The following is a 17143-nucleotide window of genomic DNA, read 5'->3' as shown; positions in this document are numbered from 1 at the left end:
GGCGGCACCGAGCAGAATCATGGAGAACAGGTGAACAGAATTCGCCCCCTGACCGCGCCCCTGGTCGCGGTCCTCGGCGTCGGGCTGGCCGTCCCGACGCTCGCCCCGGCCGCGTGGGCCGACGACGCCCCGCGCGACACCCTGACGGCCTGCACGACCCTCACGAAGGCTCCCGTGGCGACCGACGCCGACGCTCAGGGCTGGACGTTCACCGACACCCGCAGCGCGGGGCACGACGTGTTCGTCCCGGGCGGGCTGCACGTGTTCACCGACGACACGAGCAGCGAGGCGAAGGCCGCCGGGTACCACGCCACCGACGTCGCGCTCGCCGACGCGGGCGTCCCGCGCCTCGACCTCACCGCGACGCAGGGCACCGCACCCGGCCTCCAGCTCGTGACCGACTTCGACGGCGACGGCACCGCCGACGGCATCCTCGTGGGCGAGGCCGTGTACGGCGACGACTGGTGGGTCCCCGCGAGCGCCGCGTCGTTCGTGCGCTCCGCCGCGCCGAGCCACGCCGGCGGCGCAGGCTCGGAGGACCACGGCACGCTGCCTGCATGGTCCGCCGCGTTCCCGCAGGCTCGCGTCCTGGCCGTCGGCTACTCGCTCGGCTCGGGCGTCCGCGGCGACGCCACCGTCACCGGCATCGAGGCCGGGTGCGTCCGCTACACGTTCGACGTGGCGGCGCCGACAGAGCCCGCCGTTCCCGGCACCCTCGCGACCGCGACCCCGAAGATCACCGGGACCGTGCGGGTCGGCGCCACGGTGCGCGTGAGCGTCGGCACGTGGACGCCCACGGCCGGCTACACGTACCGCTGGCGACTCGACGGCGCACCGATCACCGGTGCCACGGCGTCGACCTACACCCCCACCGCGAGCCAGTACGGCCACCACCTGACCGTCACCGTGACGGGCGCCCGCGACGGCTACACGACCGCGTCCGTCACGAGCGCGGCCGCCACGGTCGGCGCCGGGACGCTCGCGGCCCGGGTCCCGACGATCACCGGCTCGCACCAGGTCGGCTGGAACCTGCGGGCCGTGCCCGGCGCCTGGTGGCCCAGCCCGTCGTTCACGTACCAGTGGCGCCGCGACGGCGTGCCGGTGCACGGCGCCGTCCACTCGAGCTACGGACCCTCCGCCGCCGACACCGGGCACAAGATCAGCGTGACCGTGACCGGCCGGCACGCGGGCTACGCGACGCGCTCCGTCACCAGCGGCTCCATCACCGTCGTGACCCACTTCGCCGTCACGCACGCCCCGACGATCAGCGGCACCAGCAAGGTCGGCTCGACGCTGAAGGCCCACGTCGCGGCCTGGTCGCCGTCCGCGTCCCTGAGCTACCAGTGGCGCCGCGACGGCTCCCCCGTCCCGGGTGCGGTCCGGTCCACGTACCGGCTCGGGACGTCCGACCACGGCCACCACGTGACCGTCGTCGTGACCGGCCGGCGCACCGGGTACGTCACCACCGCACGCACCAGCGCCTCGACGTCGACCGTCGCGTGGCCGAGCGGGTACCACCTCACCGGCTTCACGACGCAGCCGGAGAACGACTGGGTCCACTCGGGCGGCACGGCCACGTTCACCGCACGCGCCAGCAAGTCCGGCGTCTCGTACCAGTGGCAGTACACGGCCGACGGCCGCACGTGGCACAACGCCCCGAACGAGCGGGGCGCCACGCTCCGTGTGGGCCCCGTGACCACGAGCGCGAACGACTACGGCTTCCGCGTCGCGGTCAGCGACGGTGTCACGACCGTCCACAGCCGGACGGCGTGGCTCGGGATCCAGTCGACCCTCGGCGACAAGTACCACGCAGGGACCGGCGCCGCACTGTTCTCCTGGTGGGTCTCGCTCGGCTCGACCACCACCACGCCGTGGACGCCCGGCACCGTGCAGGTCAAGGCGGCCGCACGGTTCTGCAACCTGACCACCCGGTCACGGCGTCTGTCCGACATCACGGTGTCGCTCCAGACTCCGGACGGCTACGTCAGCGACGTCGCGGGCCAGAGCCTGGTCGGCGGCGGCCGGTGCGTCAGCGCCACGCTGACCCGGTACACCCAGACGAGCGAGTGGAGCGCCTACCACGACTACTGGACGGTCACGGAGACGCTCGGCGGCTACGACGGGGTCCAGTACTTCCGCACGTACTGAGACCTCGGCGCCGCCCACCCGCACCGGATGGGCACACCGCCAGAGATCGGGCGGTCCGGGACGCAACGTTCCGGGCCGCCCGTTCGTCTGTACGGGTGAGGGCGGCATCGGGTCGCCCTCGACACGAGGAGACCCGCATGCCCACCGACCTGACCACCGCCCACCCCGCACCGCCGCGCAGAGCGGGACGTCCTGTCCACCGCGCCCGCGCCGTCTGCCGCGCGCGCACGGGTGCCGTCGCCCTGCTGGGTGCGCTCGCGCTCGCCGCGATCGCCGGCCCGCACGCCGGGGCCGTCGAGCCGCGCCCCGTCACGCCGGCCCTCAAGGTCTCGGTCACGGCGCAGCAGCACTACGCGGGCAACCCCGCGCACGTCTCCGCGCAGCTGGCCGTCACGGGCTCGGCCTACCCGACCGGACTGCTGACCTACCGCGCCGACGGCACCGCGTTCGCGACCCGGCACGTCAACAGGTGGGGCACCGAGTCGCTGCCCACCTTCCTCCCGCGCGACCTCGCGCTGGGGAAGCACGCCGTCACCGTCACCTTCCGCCCGGACGCCGCGACGACGGCCCGCCACATCGGTGGCGCCTCCGCCTCCGGCACGGTGACGGTCGTCCGGGGCGTCGCGAAGGTCACCCTCGCTCGGATCGGAGCGACCACGCTGAATCGGACCCAGTACGGCCGCGTCGTCGCCCGCGTCCGCATCACCGGCGTGTACGGGCCCTCCGGGACGTTCGTGCTGCGCGAGGGGTCCAAGGTGCTCTCGTCGCTTCGCCTCCAGTGGTACGACAAGGGCTCCGCCCTGTTCATCCTGCCGACGGGCTGGCCGTCCGGCACCCATGCGGTCACGGTGTCGTACTCGCCGGACGTCCCCACGATCGCCCCCGGTCACAGCGCGCCCGCGACGTTCGTGGTCCGCTGACGCACGGACGGCGGCGCGGGCCCCGGATCGCTCCGGGTCCCGCGCCGCCGTCGGTGTCTGTCTGTGCCGCGTCGGTGCCGCGGTGCCGCGTCAGCGGACGGTGTAGTACACCGAGCCGCTGGTCCGCGAGCTCAGCGTCGACGTCGTGCTGTAGAACGTCGCGTGCACGGCATACTTCCCCGCCTTGGTCTGCGCCGGGAGCGTGATGATCGCACCGCCGTGCCGGGCCGGGGTGAGCGTCGCCGACGCCACCTTCTTGCCGGCCACGTACACGGCCAGCGTGCCCGTCGGAGCGGACACCCCCGGCGAGACGACCTTGACGGTCGCCCGCGGGTGCAGGCCACGGCTCACGGTCGACGGTGCGATCGTGACCGACACCGTCGGCGTCGCCTTCGCGACCGTGACGTACGTGGTGCGGTACGCCGGCGCGCCGATGTTGCGCGCCTTGGCGGTGCTGTCGGGCGCGAAGCTCGACGTGTACCGGTGCGAGCCGAGGCTCAGCGAGCTCGGGACCGTGTAGACCGCCTTGCCGCTCGTCGAGACGCGGATCGTCTTCACGGCCGTGCCGTCCTGGCGGATGGTCACGATGCCCGACGGCACGTAGCCGTTCGCCGACGACAGGGCCGTGGTGAGCGTGGTCGGGTGCCCGTAGGCCTGCGTCGAGCTGGACCGGGTCAGCGACATGGCCGGGACGACCGGGGTGCCGAAGCCGACGGTGACGGACGCGGTGCCCGACGTCGCGGTCGTCACAGGAACCGAGTTGACCTTGATGCTCAGCTGGCCGCTACGGCTCGTGAACGTCTGGCCCTTCGGCAGGTACGCCGTGCGGGTTGACGTCGAGCCCGAGGCGTTGATCGGCACGATCGTCTGCTCGTACGGCTCCGCCCAGGCGCTCGAGGCCGGGGCGAGTCGCAGGATGCGGACACCGTAGTCGTAGCCGACGGACCCGATCGTCGAGCCGCCCGAGGTGACGTTGAGCTTCCAGGGCCAGGTCGGCGTGGTCGGGAAGACCACGCTCGACGACTTCTGGCGGTACTCGACGTAGTAGCGCTCGTGCGTGGACGGGTCGACCGCGGTCACGGTCTGCAGGCCGCTCGTGGCGCCCGCCGCGCTGAGCGAGTACGTCTTGGTCGTCGTGATCGGCGTCACGGCGGGAGCCACCGAGGACGACAGCACCCCGAGGCGCGCCTTCTGCGGCGCCGACAGCGGCGTCACGCCCTTCGTGTCGAACCCGCCGCCCATGAGGTCGAACAGGTCGAAGTACGACAGGTCGGCGCACGACGACGACGAGAACGCGCCGTCCGGGTGGCTGCCCGAGCACCAGGCCACGCCGGCGTGGTGCAGCCCGAAGTTGTGGCCGAGCTCGTGCGCCAGGGTCTGCCGGGCCGCGTAGTACTGCGCGCTCGACGTGCCGCCGGAGCCGCCAGCGACCGCGAACGTCAGGCCGCCGCTGCTGAGCGAGGGGCTCGACGGGTAGGTGCCCAGGCCGAGCAGGCCGCCGCAGGTGGTCGCGCCGTCCGCGTCACCGGAGTCGGCGGGGTAGAGGACGACGAGGTGCTGACGCGAGGACGGGCCGGCGGTGTTGCTGTACCAGTCCTCGCCGTAGAGCTGCTTCGAGGAGCGGCTCCACAGGCTCGTGATGGCCGAGTCGCTGTAGCACGAGCCCCCCGGGGAGAGGTACGCGAACTTGTCGACCGCGAAGGTCACCCGGCCACCGGTCTGCGCCGACCAGTACTTCGACACGTCGCTCACCAGGGAGTCCACGTTGGCCCGTGAGAGCCAGGACTTCACGCTGGTCGACGAGACGCCGCTCGGCGTCGCGACGACGACCTCGAGGTGCTGCACCGTGCTGGACGACGTCGCGGCGAGCAGGCCGGGCGTCGGCGCCAGCTCCTGGTCGGCGTTCGGCGAGTCGTACGGCACCGCGTCGTCGTCCGGGGCGACGCCCGCGACGTCGGTGGTGAAGCCGTGCGGCGACGGCTGGGGCGCGTCGTCCGCGAGGGCGCCCGCCGTGCTCGTCAGCGTCGCCGTCACGGCGAGAGTGCAAGTGGCCGCGAACGCCGCGGCGAGGCGTCGTGCAGGTCGCATGACCGGTACCCCTGGATGTCGTCCTCCGTGCCGGCGGTCACCGGCCCGGGACAGGATACCGGGACGACGGCGGCGGCCCGCGGGCCGTCCACCGACCGGGCCTCGACGTCGCGTGTCAGGCCGGCGACGTCCCGGCGCGCCGCAGGTCGGGCTCCAGGTAGATCGTGGTGGCGATCGGGACGGCGGCCCGGACGCGCGCCTCCGCCGCGTCGATGGCGTCCGCGATCTCGCGAGCGCTCTCGGTCGCCGTCACCTCGATCTTGGCGGCCACGAGCAGCTCCTCGGGTCCCAGGTGCAGGGTGCGCAGGTGGATCACGGACGGCACCCCGTCGCCCACGAGCGCCGCCCGGATCGCCGCGACGTCGCGGGGCGTCGCCGCCTCGCCGAGCAGCATCGACCGGGTCTCGAGGGCCAGCGCGACCGCGATGAGGACGAGGAGCACCCCGATCGCGCCCGAGCCGACCGCGTCCCAGCGTCCGTCGTCGGTCACCAGGGTCATGCCGACACCGAAGAGGGCGAAGACCAGGCCGACCAGGGCGCCGAAGTCCTCGAGCAGCACGACGGGCAGCTCGGGCGCCTTCGCCGCCCGGATGTACGCGACGAGCGACATGTCGCGGCGCGCCGCCTTCGACTCCTTGAGCGCGGTGCGGAAGGAGGACCCCTCCATGACGATCGACGCGAGCAGCACCGCGACCGGCACCCACTGCCACGACTCGATGGGGTGCGGGTCCTCGAACTTGTGCCACGCCTCGTAGAGCGCGAAGAGCCCACCCAGGGTGAACAGCACGATCGAGACGATGAAGGCGTAGAGGTAGCGCTCACGCCCGTACCCGAACGGGTGCTCCTCGTCGGCGGCGCGGCGGGCGCGCTTGCCGCCGAGGAGCAGGAGGAGCTGGTTGCCCGAGTCGGCGAGCGAGTGGACGGACTCCGCGAGCATCGACGACGAGTGCGTCAGCAGGTACGCGACGAACTTGGTGACCGCGATGCCGACGTTGGCGAGCAGGGCCGCGACGATGGCCTTCGTGCCGCCTTCGGAGTGGGACATGTCGACTCCCTCGTGAGGTGGGTCGGCGCGCGGTGGCGGCCGGGTGAGGTCAGTGCCGGCCGAGCGCGCGGTACGTCCAGCCGGCGGCACGCCAGCGGCCCGGGTCGAGCACGTTGCGCCCGTCGAGCACGTGGCGGGCCGCGACGCGCTCACCGAGCGCGTCGGGGTCGAGCTCGCGGTACTGCTGCCACTCGGTGAGCAGGAGCACGGCCTCCGCACCGTCGACCGCCGCGTCGAACGTCGTGACGTCGAGGTCGGGGTGGACGGCGTGGGCGTTCGCGCCGGCCTCGGGGTCCGTCACGCGCACCTGCGCGCCGAGCTCCATGAGGCGGACCGCCACGTCGAGAGCGGGCGAGTCGCGCACGTCGTCGCTGTTGGGCTTGAAGGCCGCACCGAGCACGGCGATCCGGCGGCCCGCGACGTCACCGCCCAGGACCTCCGTCGCGAGGTCCACCATGCGGCCCCGGCGACGCACGTTGATCGCGTCGATCTCCTTGAGGAAGGTGACCGCCTGGTCGGCGCCGAGCTCGTCGGCACGCGCCATGAACGCGCGGATGTCCTTCGGCAGGCAGCCGCCGCCGAAACCGAGGCCCGCGTTGAGGAACTTGCGGCCGATCCGGTCGTCGTGACCGATCGCGTCGGCGAGCTGGGTCACGTCCGCGCCCGTCGCCTCGCACAGCTCGGCCATCGCGTTGATGAACGAGATCTTGGTCGCGAGGAACGAGTTCGCCGCGACCTTGACCAGCTCGGCGGTCGGGTAGTCGGTCACCAGCCGCGGGGTGTCCTCCGCGAGCGGGGCCGCGTAGACGGCGTCGAGCACCTCGACGGCGTGCTCGCCCGCCGCGCCGGACGCGACCCCGTAGACGAGGCGGTCCGGGTGCAGGGTGTCCTGGACGGCGAAGCCCTCGCGCAGGAACTCCGGGTTCCAGGCCAGGGTCACCTCGGGCGCGGCGTCGGCGAGGGTCGCAGCGAGGCGGGCGGCCGTGCCCACGGGCACCGTCGACTTGCCCACCACGACGTCGCCAGCGCCCAGGTGCGGCAGCAGCGCCTCGAACGCGGCGTCCACGTACGTCAGGTCGGCGGCGTAGCCGCCCTTGACCTGCGGTGTGCCGACGCACACGAAGTGGACGTCTGCGGACGCCGCCTGGGCCAGGTCCGTCGTGAAGCGCAGGCGTCCCGTCGCGGACGCCTGCGAGAGGAGCTCGGGCAGGCCGGGCTCGAAGAAGGGCGCCTCGCCCGAGGCCAACAGCTTGACCTTGCGCTCGTCCACGTCGATGCCGACGACGTCGTGCCCGAGCTGGGCCATGCACGCGGCGTGCACGGCACCGAGGTATCCACAGCCGATCACCGAGATGCGCAAGATTCGTCCTTCGTCATGCGGGGTTTCCGGGCGTCGTGCCCGGGACATCGCGCGAGGGGCTCCCGGCGCGGTGTGCGAACTGGTCGAGGATACCGAGGAACGCGACGCGGTCCGCACCCCAGTCGTGGTGCTGCCGCACATCGTCATAGCCGCGGCGGGCCATCGCGTCGCGCTCCGGGCGGTCGTCGCGCAGCCGGCGGACGGCCGCCGCGGCGGCGGCGACGTCGCCGAACGGCACGACGAGGCCCGCGCCGGCGCTCTCCACCACCTGCACCGACGCCGGGTTCGGCGTCGTGACGACCGGGAGGCCGTGCGCCATGTACTCGAAGACCTTGGTGGGCTGCGAGTGGGCGTAGTTGGGCTCGTCGTGGAGCAGGGACAGGCCGGCGAGCGCGCCGTCGAGCCGCGCGAGGGCAGCGTCGTTCGGGACGAACCCCGCCCAGTCGACGTCGCCGCGTCCGGCAGCCGCCGCGAGCTCGTCCGCGACCTCGCCGGTCGCCGGCCCGACCAGCTCGACCGTGACCTCGCTCGCCAGCGCCGCGCCCAGCGCGACGAGCTCGCGGGCACCCCGGGCCGCCGTCAGCTTGCCGAGGTACACGACCCGGTCCTGGACCGGTGCGTCCGGGAACGCCGCCGGGACGCGGACCGAGTTGGGCACGACGGGGTGCGGGCGCGCGAACCGCGCCACGTACCCCGGCTCGGCGAGGACCAGGTCGACGTGCCGCTCCGCCCAGCGCTCCGCCCGCCGGACGCCCCACGCCGCGAGCGAGCGCAGCGGACCCGGGATCCAGCCCCGCATGGTCACGGCGGCAGCGGTGTCCTCGTGCACGTCCCACACGACCGCGGTACCGCGCCGGCGCGCGCGCCGGGGTACCGCGAGCAGGAGGTCCGGGTCGTGCAGCAGCACCACGTCGACGTCCGCCGTCCGCGCCGCGAGCAGCCGACGTGCGGCCCGCACCGCGCCCAGCCGGCGACGGCCCGCCGCGCGCGGCAGGTCCACGGCCGTGACCCCGGCGACGGGCTCGCGGCCGTAGGCGGTGAACGGTGCCGCGTACGTCACGTCCCAGCCGGCCTCGACCATCGCCGCGATCTGCCGGTGCCGGATCCGCGCGTCCGCGGGGTCGTGGACCACCGTGACCACGAGGACCCGCACCGCATGCTCGTGCGGGCTCACGTCACTTCTTCTTGGGACGGACGCGCGTGGCCTCCTTGTAGGCGGCGCACACGTCGTCGACCGGACCGTCCATGACCATGCGGCCCTGCTCGAGCCAGATCGCCCGGTTGCACATCCGCTCGACGGAGGCGATCGAGTGGCTCACGAGGAACACCGTGCCGGCCTCGTCGCGGATCTCCTCGACCCGGGCCTGGCTGCGGGCACGGAACTCGGCGTCACCCGTCGCCAGCGCCTCGTCGATCATGAGGATGTCCGGGACCACCGACGTCGAGATCGCGAAGCGCAGACGCGCCGCCATACCCGACGAGTACGCCGACATCGGCAGGTTGACGAAGTCACCGATGCCCGCGAACTCGACGATCGAGGGCATCTTCTCGCGGACCTCCTTGGGCGTCAGCCCGAGCGCGAGACCGCCGATCATGATGTTCCGCTCGCCCGTCATCGACCCCATCAGCGCGGCATTCACACCCAGGAGCGACATCGTGCCCGCCGAGTAGACGTTCCCCGCCGCCATGGGCAGCAGGCCCGCCAGGGCGCGCAGCAGCGTGCTCTTGCCCGCGCCGTTGCGGCCGAGGATGCCGATCGACTCGCCGTGGTGCGCGACGAACGACACACCCTTGACGGCGTGCACCTCCGAGACAGCGCCGACGTGCCGCCGACCGCGGTTCAGCGCCTTGCGCAGCAGGCCCTGGTCGGTCTGCGTGATGCGCCGACCACCGAACACGCGGTACCGCACGTGCACGTCGTCGGCGATGAGCGACGGCGACCCGATGCTCGCCGGCGTGTAGTGGGTCTCCTCGTAGCCGTCCTCGAGGTCGTCGAACCGCGCGTCCATCGTCAGCTCACTCACGTCCGTACTGCTCTTCTCCGCGCCAGAACACGACGTACCCGACCACCACGGCGAGCAGGGCCCAGCCGGCCCCTGCGAGCCAGAGCGTCATGCTCGAGTCGAACTCCTCGAGGAGCGCCGACCGTGCGAGGTTCAGGTACACCGCGACGGGCTGGTACAGCATGACCTGGCCCCAGAAGCCCTTGTCCACCACGTACGCGTCGATCGAGAAGAAGACGCCCGAGAAGTAGCGGATGAACCGGATCCCGACCGGGATGAGGTTCCGCAGGTCGCGCGCCGAGGCCACCATGCGCGACAGCATCATGGCCACGCCCGACACGAACACGAACGCCAGCCCGAAAGCCGGGACGACGCCGAACCACGACCACGTGGGCCGCTCGCCGCTCAGGAGCACGAGGAACAGCATCACGGCGACGGTCGACCCGAACGTGACGAGCTCCGCGACCGTGACCGACAGCGGCAGGACCGCGCGCGGGAACCGCAGGCTGCGCACGAGCGACAGGCTGTTCGACACGCTGCCCGCACCGCTCGTCATGGACGTGCTCACGAACGAGAACGTGAACACGCCGATGACGAGGAACCCGACGAAGTTGTCGACCCCGTGCGTCGTCTTGAGCAGCACCCCGAAGATCAGGTAGTACACGCCCGCCAGGAAGAGCGGGTTGAGCACGCTCCACATCTGGCCCAGGTAGTTGTCCTGGTTGCGGTTGTACGACCGGGACTTCGCGAGCGTCCACAGGAACGACCGACGACGCCACAGCTCGACGGAGTACTCGCGCAGCGACTGCCGCTCGCCGAACGGTCGCAGACCGTTCTCCTCGGCGAGCGCGGCGAGCTCCTCCGAGCTCGGCGTGCGCATCTGCTCGACGGTCACAGCCGGTGCACGGCGTCCGACGTCGTGGCACCGCGCGTGTCGAAGAACCGCGGTGCGGCCGCCGTCAGCGCGTCGAGATCGTACGAGTGGTGGTTCTGCACCAGGACGACGACGTCGGCCGAGGCCACCGCGGTGTCGAGGTCAGCGACACGGTCGAGCACGTCACCGTTGACCCGCCACTTCTCGACGTTCGGGTCGTGGAACGAGACCACGGCACCCTTGTCGCGCAGCACCTGGGCGAGCGGGACCGCCGGCGACTCGCGCTGGTCGGCGATGTCGGGCTTGTACGTCACGCCGAGGAGCAGCACGTTCGCGCCGTTCAGCGCGATCTGCGCGTCGTTGAGGACGTCCTGCACGCGCCGCGCGACGTACGCCGGCATCGTCGCGTTGATCTCCTGCGCGAGCTCGACGAACCGGAACGGGTAGCCCAGCTTGGAGCGCACGTTGTAGCTCAGGTAGTTCGGGTCGATGGGGATGCAGTGACCGCCGACGCCCGGACCCGGGTAGAACGCCTGGAACCCGAACGGCTTCGTCTTCGCGAGACGGATGACGTCCCACAGGTCGATGCCGAGCTCGTGGCAGAAGCGCGCCATCTCGTTGACGAGCGCGATGTTGATGTGGCGGAAGGTGTTCTCGAGCAGCTTCGCCGTCTCGGCCTCGCGCGCGCCCTTCGCCTCGACGACAGTGTCGACGAACCGGCGGTAGAACGCGGCGGCCTGCTCGGTCGCGGCCGGCGTGGTGCCGCCGACGACCTTCGGCGTGTTCTTCATGCCGTAGACCGGGTTGCCCGGGTCGATCCGCTCCGGCGAGAACGCCAGCTCGAAGTCCTGGCCGGCGACGAGGCCGCCCTCCTCGAGGATCGGTCGCAGGACCTCCTCGGTGGTGCCCGGGTAGGTCGTCGACTCCAGCACGACGAGCGTGCCCGCCGTGAGCTGGCGCGCCACGGTGCGGGTGGCGGAGATGACGGCACCGAGGTCCGGGCCGCCGTCCTCGGCGAGCGGCGTCGGGACGCAGATGACCGCGACCTTCGCGTCACGGATCTCGGACTCGTCGGACGTCGCGCGGAAGCCCTTCGCGAGCATGTCCGAGATCGCCTCGTCGGACAGGTCGTCGACGTGCGACTTCCCGGCGTTGAGGCCCTCGATCACCCGAGAGCTGACATCGAACCCCAGCACCTCGAGACCGGAGCGGACGGCTTCCTGCGCGAGCGGCAGGCCCACGTACCCGAGACCCAGCACGACAACATCAGCGGACACAGCAGTAACTCCTCTGGAAGGTGGCTCGGAAAGCATAACGGGTGGGAATCGTCCACCGGACCGATCCCGGGGGACGGCTCAGGAGCCGGCGGCCGGTGTGCCGGACACCGCTCCCGGGAGCGCGTCGAGCCAGCGCGTGCCGAGCCCGAACTCCTCGGACAGCTCACGGTAGGTCTCGTCGACGACCCCGACGACGACGCGCCAGTCGCGCTCGCGCACGACCCACTCGCGACCCCGCTCGGCGAGCGCCAGCCGGAAGGACTCGTCGAGGACGAGCCGCTCGAGCTGCTCGACCAGCGAGCCCACGTCGTCCTTGCGGAACACCAGACCGTTCTCGCCGTCGGTGATGATCTCGGTCAGCGCACCGACCGACGACACGACGACGGCGCGCTGCATGGCCAGCGCCTCGAACGGCTTGAGGGGCGAGACCGCCTCGGTCACGGGCGACGAGGTGCGGGGGAAGGGCGCGACGTCGATGAGCGAGTAGTACCGCTCGACGTCGTGGTGCGGGACCCGGCCCGTGAAGATCACGACGTCCGACAGGCCACGCTCGACGACCTGCTCGCGCAGACCGGGGGCGACGTCGCCGTCGCCGACCAGGAGCATCTTGAACTTCACGCCGCGTGCGTGGAGCTGCTGGGCCGCCTCGACGAGGAGCTCGAGCCCCTCGTAGAAGACCATCGACCCGACGTAGCCGATCACGGGGTAGCCCTCGACCCCGAGCTCGCGGGCGAGGTCCGCGTCGCGCGGCAGGCTCCCGAACCGCGACGAGTCGACGCCGTTGGGCAGCACACGGATCTTCTCGGCGGCCACGCCACGGTCGATCATGACGTCGCGCACGGCGCGCGTGATGACGAACACTCGGTCCGCCTCGATGCACGCGGTCCCCTCGAGCGTGTGGTAGAGCCGGCCACGGTCCGTCTCGAGCCAGGCGAGGTCCTTCGACGAGTTCGACAGGTCGTGGGTGCCGCGGACCTCGTACACCGAGGGGATCCCGAGCCGGCGCGCGGCCCGGATGCCACCGAGGCCGTTGCGGAAGAAGCTCGCCGCGTGGATCACGCCGTAGCGCTCCGTGGCGTTGCGGGCGACGACCGCGTCCGCGTAGCGCTCGACGTACTGCGTCACGCCGTCGTCCAGGCCGGCCGGTCCGGTGCTCAGGCGCGAGTACCGCACCCCGTCGATGCGCTGCGACGGCTCCACGACGCCACCCCCGCGCGCGAGCGACCTCGGCCGGTCCCACGGGTAGCCGGGCCGGTTGAGGACGTCCATGTCCCAGCCCTCGGCGGTGAGCGCCGACAGGATGCCGTGCGACCGCGTCGCGTAGCCCCCCGAGTCGAAGGGCAGCGAGTTGTGCAGCAGGTAGGCGGCCTTGCGGGGCTCGGGCTCGTGCGTGCGCGCCAGGCGCGGGCCACCCGTCCAGCCGTCGCGCAGCACCGCGAGGTCGGCGGTGCCGGCCGTGATGAGCCGCTCGAGCGACGTCGGGTCCTCTGCCCCGCCCTGCGCGGCCTCGGCGAGCCGGACCGCGCCGCCGATGTCACCGCGCTGGTCGAGCAGCCGTGCGACGAACCCCGCGGTCTCGGGATCGTCGATCGGGCCGGAGCCGAGGTGGTCGCCGAGCGCCACGGCCAGTCCGCGGTCGCGGGTCCGCAGGGCGAAGCGCGCCACCGCGCGGACCGCCTCCGGCTCGCCGGCCGCAGCGGCCATGGTGTCGTCGGGCGACGCGCCGGTGTGCAGCGCCCGCAGCGTCTGCGTGAGGGCGTTCGCGCGGTCTCCCGTCTTGCCCCGCACCGCGGTGCGGCCCGCGTCGACCGCCTCGAGGAACGGGCCGACGATCTCCGGGCGCCCGTCGCGCGCCGCGTACCGTGCCGCGCCGAGCAGGCCGACGCCGCCCGCAGGGGCGCGCAGCACCGCGAGGTACACCTCGTCCGCCTCGTCCACCAGGGTGTGCCGGGCGAGCAGCTGCGCGACCTCGACCTGGTCCCACGGCTTCATCTGCGGCGCGTCGGCCGCCATGCGGTGCAGCGCGGCGACCGCGTCGTCGCGCGCGTCGAGCCGCATGAGGACGAGGATGCTGCGGTAGCGCTCGACGGGTCCGCCCTCGAGCGCGAACCGGCGCGCGACCGGCAGCAGCGAGGCGTCGGGCGTGCCGCCCGACGTGACCGCCGCGTCGATCCGCTCGCGGCGCATCGCGTCGGCGGTCTCCGTGCGGCGCACCGTCGGGTACCGGACGAGCAGGTCGTCGACGCGTCGTCGTGCCGCGGCGGGGATCTTGGGGCTCACGGTCTCACCTTCGTGATCGGGGACGGACGCGGTCGAGACGTCCGTGATCGGGGGGGGGGACGGCCTGGTGCCGGGCCGGAGTCTACCGGGGCGACGGTGATGCCGGGCCGGGGCCGTGGCCCGGACGTCGCCGGGAGGCGGCCGCCGCGTAGACCTCGGCGTAGACGGCGGCCGAGCGCGCCCACGTGCGCTCGGAGGCGACCCAGACGCGGGCCGCCGCGCCGCGGCGCGCCAGCTCCGCCGGGTCGGCCAGGGCGTCACCCAGCACCCGGGCCAGGTCGTCCGCGTCGCCGGGACGCGCGAACCAGCCGGTCTCGCCCTCCTGCACGATCTCGCGCAGCGGCGCGAGGTCGCTCGCCACGACCGGACGCGACGTCGCCATCGCCTCGAGGGGCTTGATCGGGGTGACCTTGGCGGTCACCGAGAGGTCGAGCCGCGGCACCGCGAACAGGTCGATCGCCGCGAAGTACTCCCGGACGGCCGCGTGCGGCACCCGGCCGACGACGTGCGCGCGCTCGCCCAGGGCCGCCTGCGCCTGCGCAGCGAGCCGGGCGCGCTCCGGCCCGTCGCCCACGACGAGCAGGTGGAGCGGCGTGGACGTCGTCGCCCGTGCGGCGGCCTCGACGAGGACGTCCACGCCCTCGTAGGCGTTGAGCGTGCTGACGATCCCCACGACGGGGGCGTCGGCGGGGATGCCGAGGCGCCGTCGCAGCGCAGCGGCGTCGGGGGGCGGCGCGAGGAAGGCGTCGTCGACGGAGTTCGGCACGACGGTGACCCGCTCGGCCGGGACGCCGCGGTCGCGGATGTCCTGCGCCATGCCCTCCGAGATCGTCACGACGTGGTCCGCCGCGAGCATCGCCTGCGACTCGCTCGCCCGGGCCAGGACGTACCGGTCGGCCGTGACGTCTCCCCCGCGGCTCGCCCAGGTCTCCTCGAGGAACCCGCGCACCTCGTACACCACAGGGACGTCGACGAGCGCCCGCGCACCGAGCGCCACCCGGGCGTTGAGGTACGACGAGTGCGCGTGCACCACGCCCGCGCCCTCGCGCCGCGCGAGGTCGGCCAGCGCGGCGGCGTCGGCCGCGAGCCGCTCGTCCTCACGCCTCGGGAGCGAGGGCGGGATGCGGCGCAGGCTCGTCACCCCGTCCACGACGACGCGCGGCGCGGCGCGCAGCGCACCCGCCGTCACGGGGAAGCCGCCGCGCGGGACCACGATCGCGCGCGTCCCGGCACGCACCTGCGCTGCGGCGATCCCGTGGGTCCGCAGCGTGTAGCCGGCCTGCACCTCCGGCAGCGCGTTCGTCACCGCGTGCACGACCGTCGGCGCCGGTCCGGCGGCTGCCGCACCGACGTCCCCGCGCTCGGGGCCGGGTCGCAGCCCCGGTTGCAGGGCGGCCGCCGGCGCGGGCGCCAGCGCGGCGAGCTCGCCCGAGAGCAGGTCCCGCAGGCGCCGGTCCCGGCGCCGCGACGAGCCCGCGAGGGCGTCGACGGCCTCCCCCACGTGCCCCGCCGACGCGAGCACCGCGACGTGCGCGCGCAGGTCGCGCCGCCCGCGCACCGCACCGACCCGCGCCCACGCGAACGCCGCGGTCGGGTCGTCGTGCAGCGCGACCGCGCCGCGAGCCGCCGCACGCGCGGCACCCCGGCCCCGTCCGGCGTGCGCCCGCAGCCGGTCGCCCGCCTCGTCGGCGCGCCCGGTCGCGCCCGCCGCGAGCGCCCCCAGAAGACCCGGGGCGCGCGCCAGCCGGACGACCGCCCCGCGCGGGGCGGCGCGCAGCACGCGCACCAGGGCGACCAGAGGGTCCTGCACCCACTGCGCGTGCAGCACGTCGAGGGCGAGCAGCAGGGACGCGGCCCGGGACGGGCGGGCGGGCGACGCGGTCGTCGGCACGCTCGGCGGCGGGGTCATGGTCGGACGGTCCTCTTCTCGGTCGGCAGCTGGTCGGTCGTGGACGCCGGGGGCGAAAGTCGCGCGGCTTGCGCACGGGACGTCCACGGGGACGGGCCGTCGACTCTGGCATGATGACGCCAAGCCCCCGCACCTCACGACGAAGGAAGAGTATGTCCCGAACCGTCCTGCACGTGACCGGCGCCCGCCCCAACTTCCCCAAGGCGGCCCCCGTCATGCGTGCGCTCGCCGACCGCGGGATCGACCAGATCCTCGTGCACACCGGCCAGCACTACGACGACAAGATGTCGGACGTCTTCTTCCGCGAGCTCGACCTGCCGCGGCCCGACATCAACCTCGGCGTCGGCTCCGGCTCGCACGGCGAGCAGACCGCCCGGATCATGATCGAGCTCGAGCGCGTCTTCACGGAGCGCCGCCCGGACCTCGTCGTCGTGTACGGCGACGTGAACTCGACGGTGGCGGCCACGCTGGTCGCCGCGAAGCTGCTCATCCCGACGGCGCACGTCGAGGCCGGTCTGCGCAGCTTCGACCTGACCATGCCGGAGGAGATCAACCGGCTCGTCACGGACAAGCTGGCCGACGTCCTCCTCGCGACCAGCCCCGACGCGGTCGCGCACCTCGGCAACGAGGGCGTCCACCCGGACCGCATCCACTTCGTGGGCAACCCGATGATCGACACCCTGCTCGCGCAGATCGACCGCTTCGACGTGGCGCGCGCCCGCGAGACGTTCGGGCTCGAGGGCGGCTACGTCGTCGCGACGCTGCACCGCCCCGGCAACGTCGACGACCCGCAGGACGTCAAGGAGATGGTGGCGTCGCTGCACGCCGTCGCCGACATGGCCGCGGTCGTCCTGCCGCTCCACCCGCGCGGCCGGGCCCGCCTCGCCGACGCCGGCCTGTTCGACCACCCCGGTCTGCACGTCGTCGAGCCGCTCGGCTACATCGACTTCATGGGACTGGTCCGCGGCGCGTCGTTCGTCGTGACCGACTCGGGCGGCGTCCAGGAGGAGACCACCGTCCTCGGTGTGCCGTGCCTCACGCTGCGACCGAACACCGAGCGTCCGGTGACGATCACCGACGGCACCAACCGCCTCGTCACCCGCGACGCGCTGCCCGCGGTCGCCGCCGAGGTCCTCGCCGCCGGCCGCCCCGCGACGTGGCCCGTGCCCGCCCTGTGGGACGGCAAGGCGGGCGAGCGGATCGCGCGCGTCCTCGACGGGTTCCTCGAGAACCGCTGAC

General features: G+C 73.3%; 12 protein-coding genes. 3 read left to right on the top strand and 9 right to left on the bottom strand.

Translation table 11 applies throughout. The features are described 5' to 3' along the window. The first annotated feature begins 30 nt into the window (after positions 1 to 30). Both CLV34_RS08735 and CLV34_RS08730 read left to right on the top strand, forming a co-directional pair. A complete protein-coding gene (locus CLV34_RS08735) occupies positions 31 to 2148 on the top strand; it encodes a hypothetical protein (RefSeq protein WP_100349827.1) in 2118 nt (705 codons plus the stop codon). Between the two features lie 137 nt (positions 2149 to 2285). Continuing rightward, positions 2286 to 3068: a hypothetical protein gene (locus CLV34_RS08730; protein WP_100349826.1), complete on the top strand. Its 783-nt coding sequence runs from the start codon at positions 2286 to 2288 to the stop codon at positions 3066 to 3068. 90 nt (positions 3069 to 3158) lie between these two features. On the opposite strand, the gene CLV34_RS08725 is transcribed toward CLV34_RS08730, so the two are convergent. The 9 genes from CLV34_RS08725 to CLV34_RS08685 form a co-directional block, all read right to left on the bottom strand. Then, positions 3159 to 5102 carry an Ig-like domain repeat protein gene (locus CLV34_RS08725; protein WP_170044622.1) on the bottom strand — a complete coding sequence of 648 codons (1944 nt, stop codon included), beginning with the start codon at positions 5100 to 5102 and terminating at the stop codon, positions 3159 to 3161. A gap of 169 nt (positions 5103 to 5271) precedes the next feature. After that, complete coding sequence (locus tag CLV34_RS08720) at positions 5272 to 6201, bottom strand: cation diffusion facilitator family transporter (protein WP_100349824.1); 930 nt, start codon at positions 6199 to 6201, stop codon at positions 5272 to 5274. Between the two features lie 49 nt (positions 6202 to 6250). After that, on the bottom strand, positions 6251 to 7561 hold the full coding sequence (locus CLV34_RS08715) for a UDP-glucose dehydrogenase family protein (protein ID WP_211289382.1): 1311 nt from the start codon (positions 7559 to 7561) through the stop codon (positions 6251 to 6253). A gap of 13 nt (positions 7562 to 7574) precedes the next feature. Further along, positions 7575 to 8735, bottom strand: a complete 1161-nt coding sequence (locus tag CLV34_RS08710; protein WP_245859106.1) for a glycosyltransferase — start codon at positions 8733 to 8735, stop codon at positions 7575 to 7577. 1 nt (position 8736) lies between these two features. Continuing rightward, positions 8737 to 9585: an ABC transporter ATP-binding protein gene (locus CLV34_RS08705; protein ID WP_245859105.1), complete on the bottom strand. Its 849-nt coding sequence runs from the start codon at positions 9583 to 9585 to the stop codon at positions 8737 to 8739. Next, positions 9578 to 10444, bottom strand: coding sequence for an ABC transporter permease (locus tag CLV34_RS08700; protein WP_100349940.1), 867 nt, complete (start codon positions 10442 to 10444; stop codon positions 9578 to 9580). The genes CLV34_RS08705 and CLV34_RS08700 overlap by 8 nt, the downstream gene beginning before the upstream one ends. An 11-nt stretch (positions 10445 to 10455) precedes the next feature. After that, entirely contained in the window at positions 10456 to 11715 is a 1260-nt protein-coding gene (locus tag CLV34_RS08695; RefSeq protein ID WP_100349821.1) for a nucleotide sugar dehydrogenase, read from the bottom strand. 78 nt (positions 11716 to 11793) lie between these two features. Continuing rightward, positions 11794 to 13995: a glycosyltransferase gene (locus CLV34_RS08690; RefSeq protein WP_100349820.1), complete on the bottom strand. Its 2202-nt coding sequence runs from the start codon at positions 13993 to 13995 to the stop codon at positions 11794 to 11796. Positions 13996 to 14077: 82 nt separating this feature from the next. Then, on the bottom strand, positions 14078 to 15904 hold the full coding sequence (locus tag CLV34_RS08685; RefSeq protein WP_100349819.1) for a glycosyltransferase family 4 protein: 1827 nt from the start codon (positions 15902 to 15904) through the stop codon (positions 14078 to 14080). Positions 15905 to 16056: 152 nt separating this feature from the next. Here CLV34_RS08685 and wecB point away from each other — a divergent pair, with 152 nt between their 5' ends. After that, positions 16057 to 17142: a non-hydrolyzing UDP-N-acetylglucosamine 2-epimerase gene (gene wecB, locus CLV34_RS08680; protein ID WP_100349818.1), complete on the top strand. Its 1086-nt coding sequence runs from the start codon at positions 16057 to 16059 to the stop codon at positions 17140 to 17142. The last annotated feature ends 1 nt before the right edge of the window (position 17143 follow it).

This window comes from Luteimicrobium subarcticum (assembly GCF_002798015.1).
GTDB classification, from domain to species: domain Bacteria; phylum Actinomycetota; class Actinomycetes; order Actinomycetales; family Cellulomonadaceae; genus Luteimicrobium; species Luteimicrobium subarcticum.
The sequence above is the reverse complement of the archived record's forward strand: the minus strand, read 5'-3'. Positions and strand labels throughout refer to the sequence as shown.

Excerpts from the sequence above, each read along its gene's own strand:
- wecB (WP_100349818.1), top strand. The coding sequence starts at position 16,057 with ATGTCCCGAACCGTCCTGCACGTGACCGGCGCCCGCCCCAACTTCCCC.
- CLV34_RS08720 (WP_100349824.1), bottom strand. The coding sequence starts at position 6,201 with ATGTCCCACTCCGAAGGCGGCACGAAGGCCATCGTCGCGGCCCTGCTC.
- CLV34_RS08685 (WP_100349819.1), bottom strand. The coding sequence starts at position 15,904 with ATGACCCCGCCGCCGAGCGTGCCGACGACCGCGTCGCCCGCCCGCCCG.
- CLV34_RS08730 (WP_100349826.1), top strand. The coding sequence starts at position 2,286 with ATGCCCACCGACCTGACCACCGCCCACCCCGCACCGCCGCGCAGAGCG.
- CLV34_RS08700 (WP_100349940.1), bottom strand. The coding sequence starts at position 10,444 with ATGCGCACGCCGAGCTCGGAGGAGCTCGCCGCGCTCGCCGAGGAGAAC.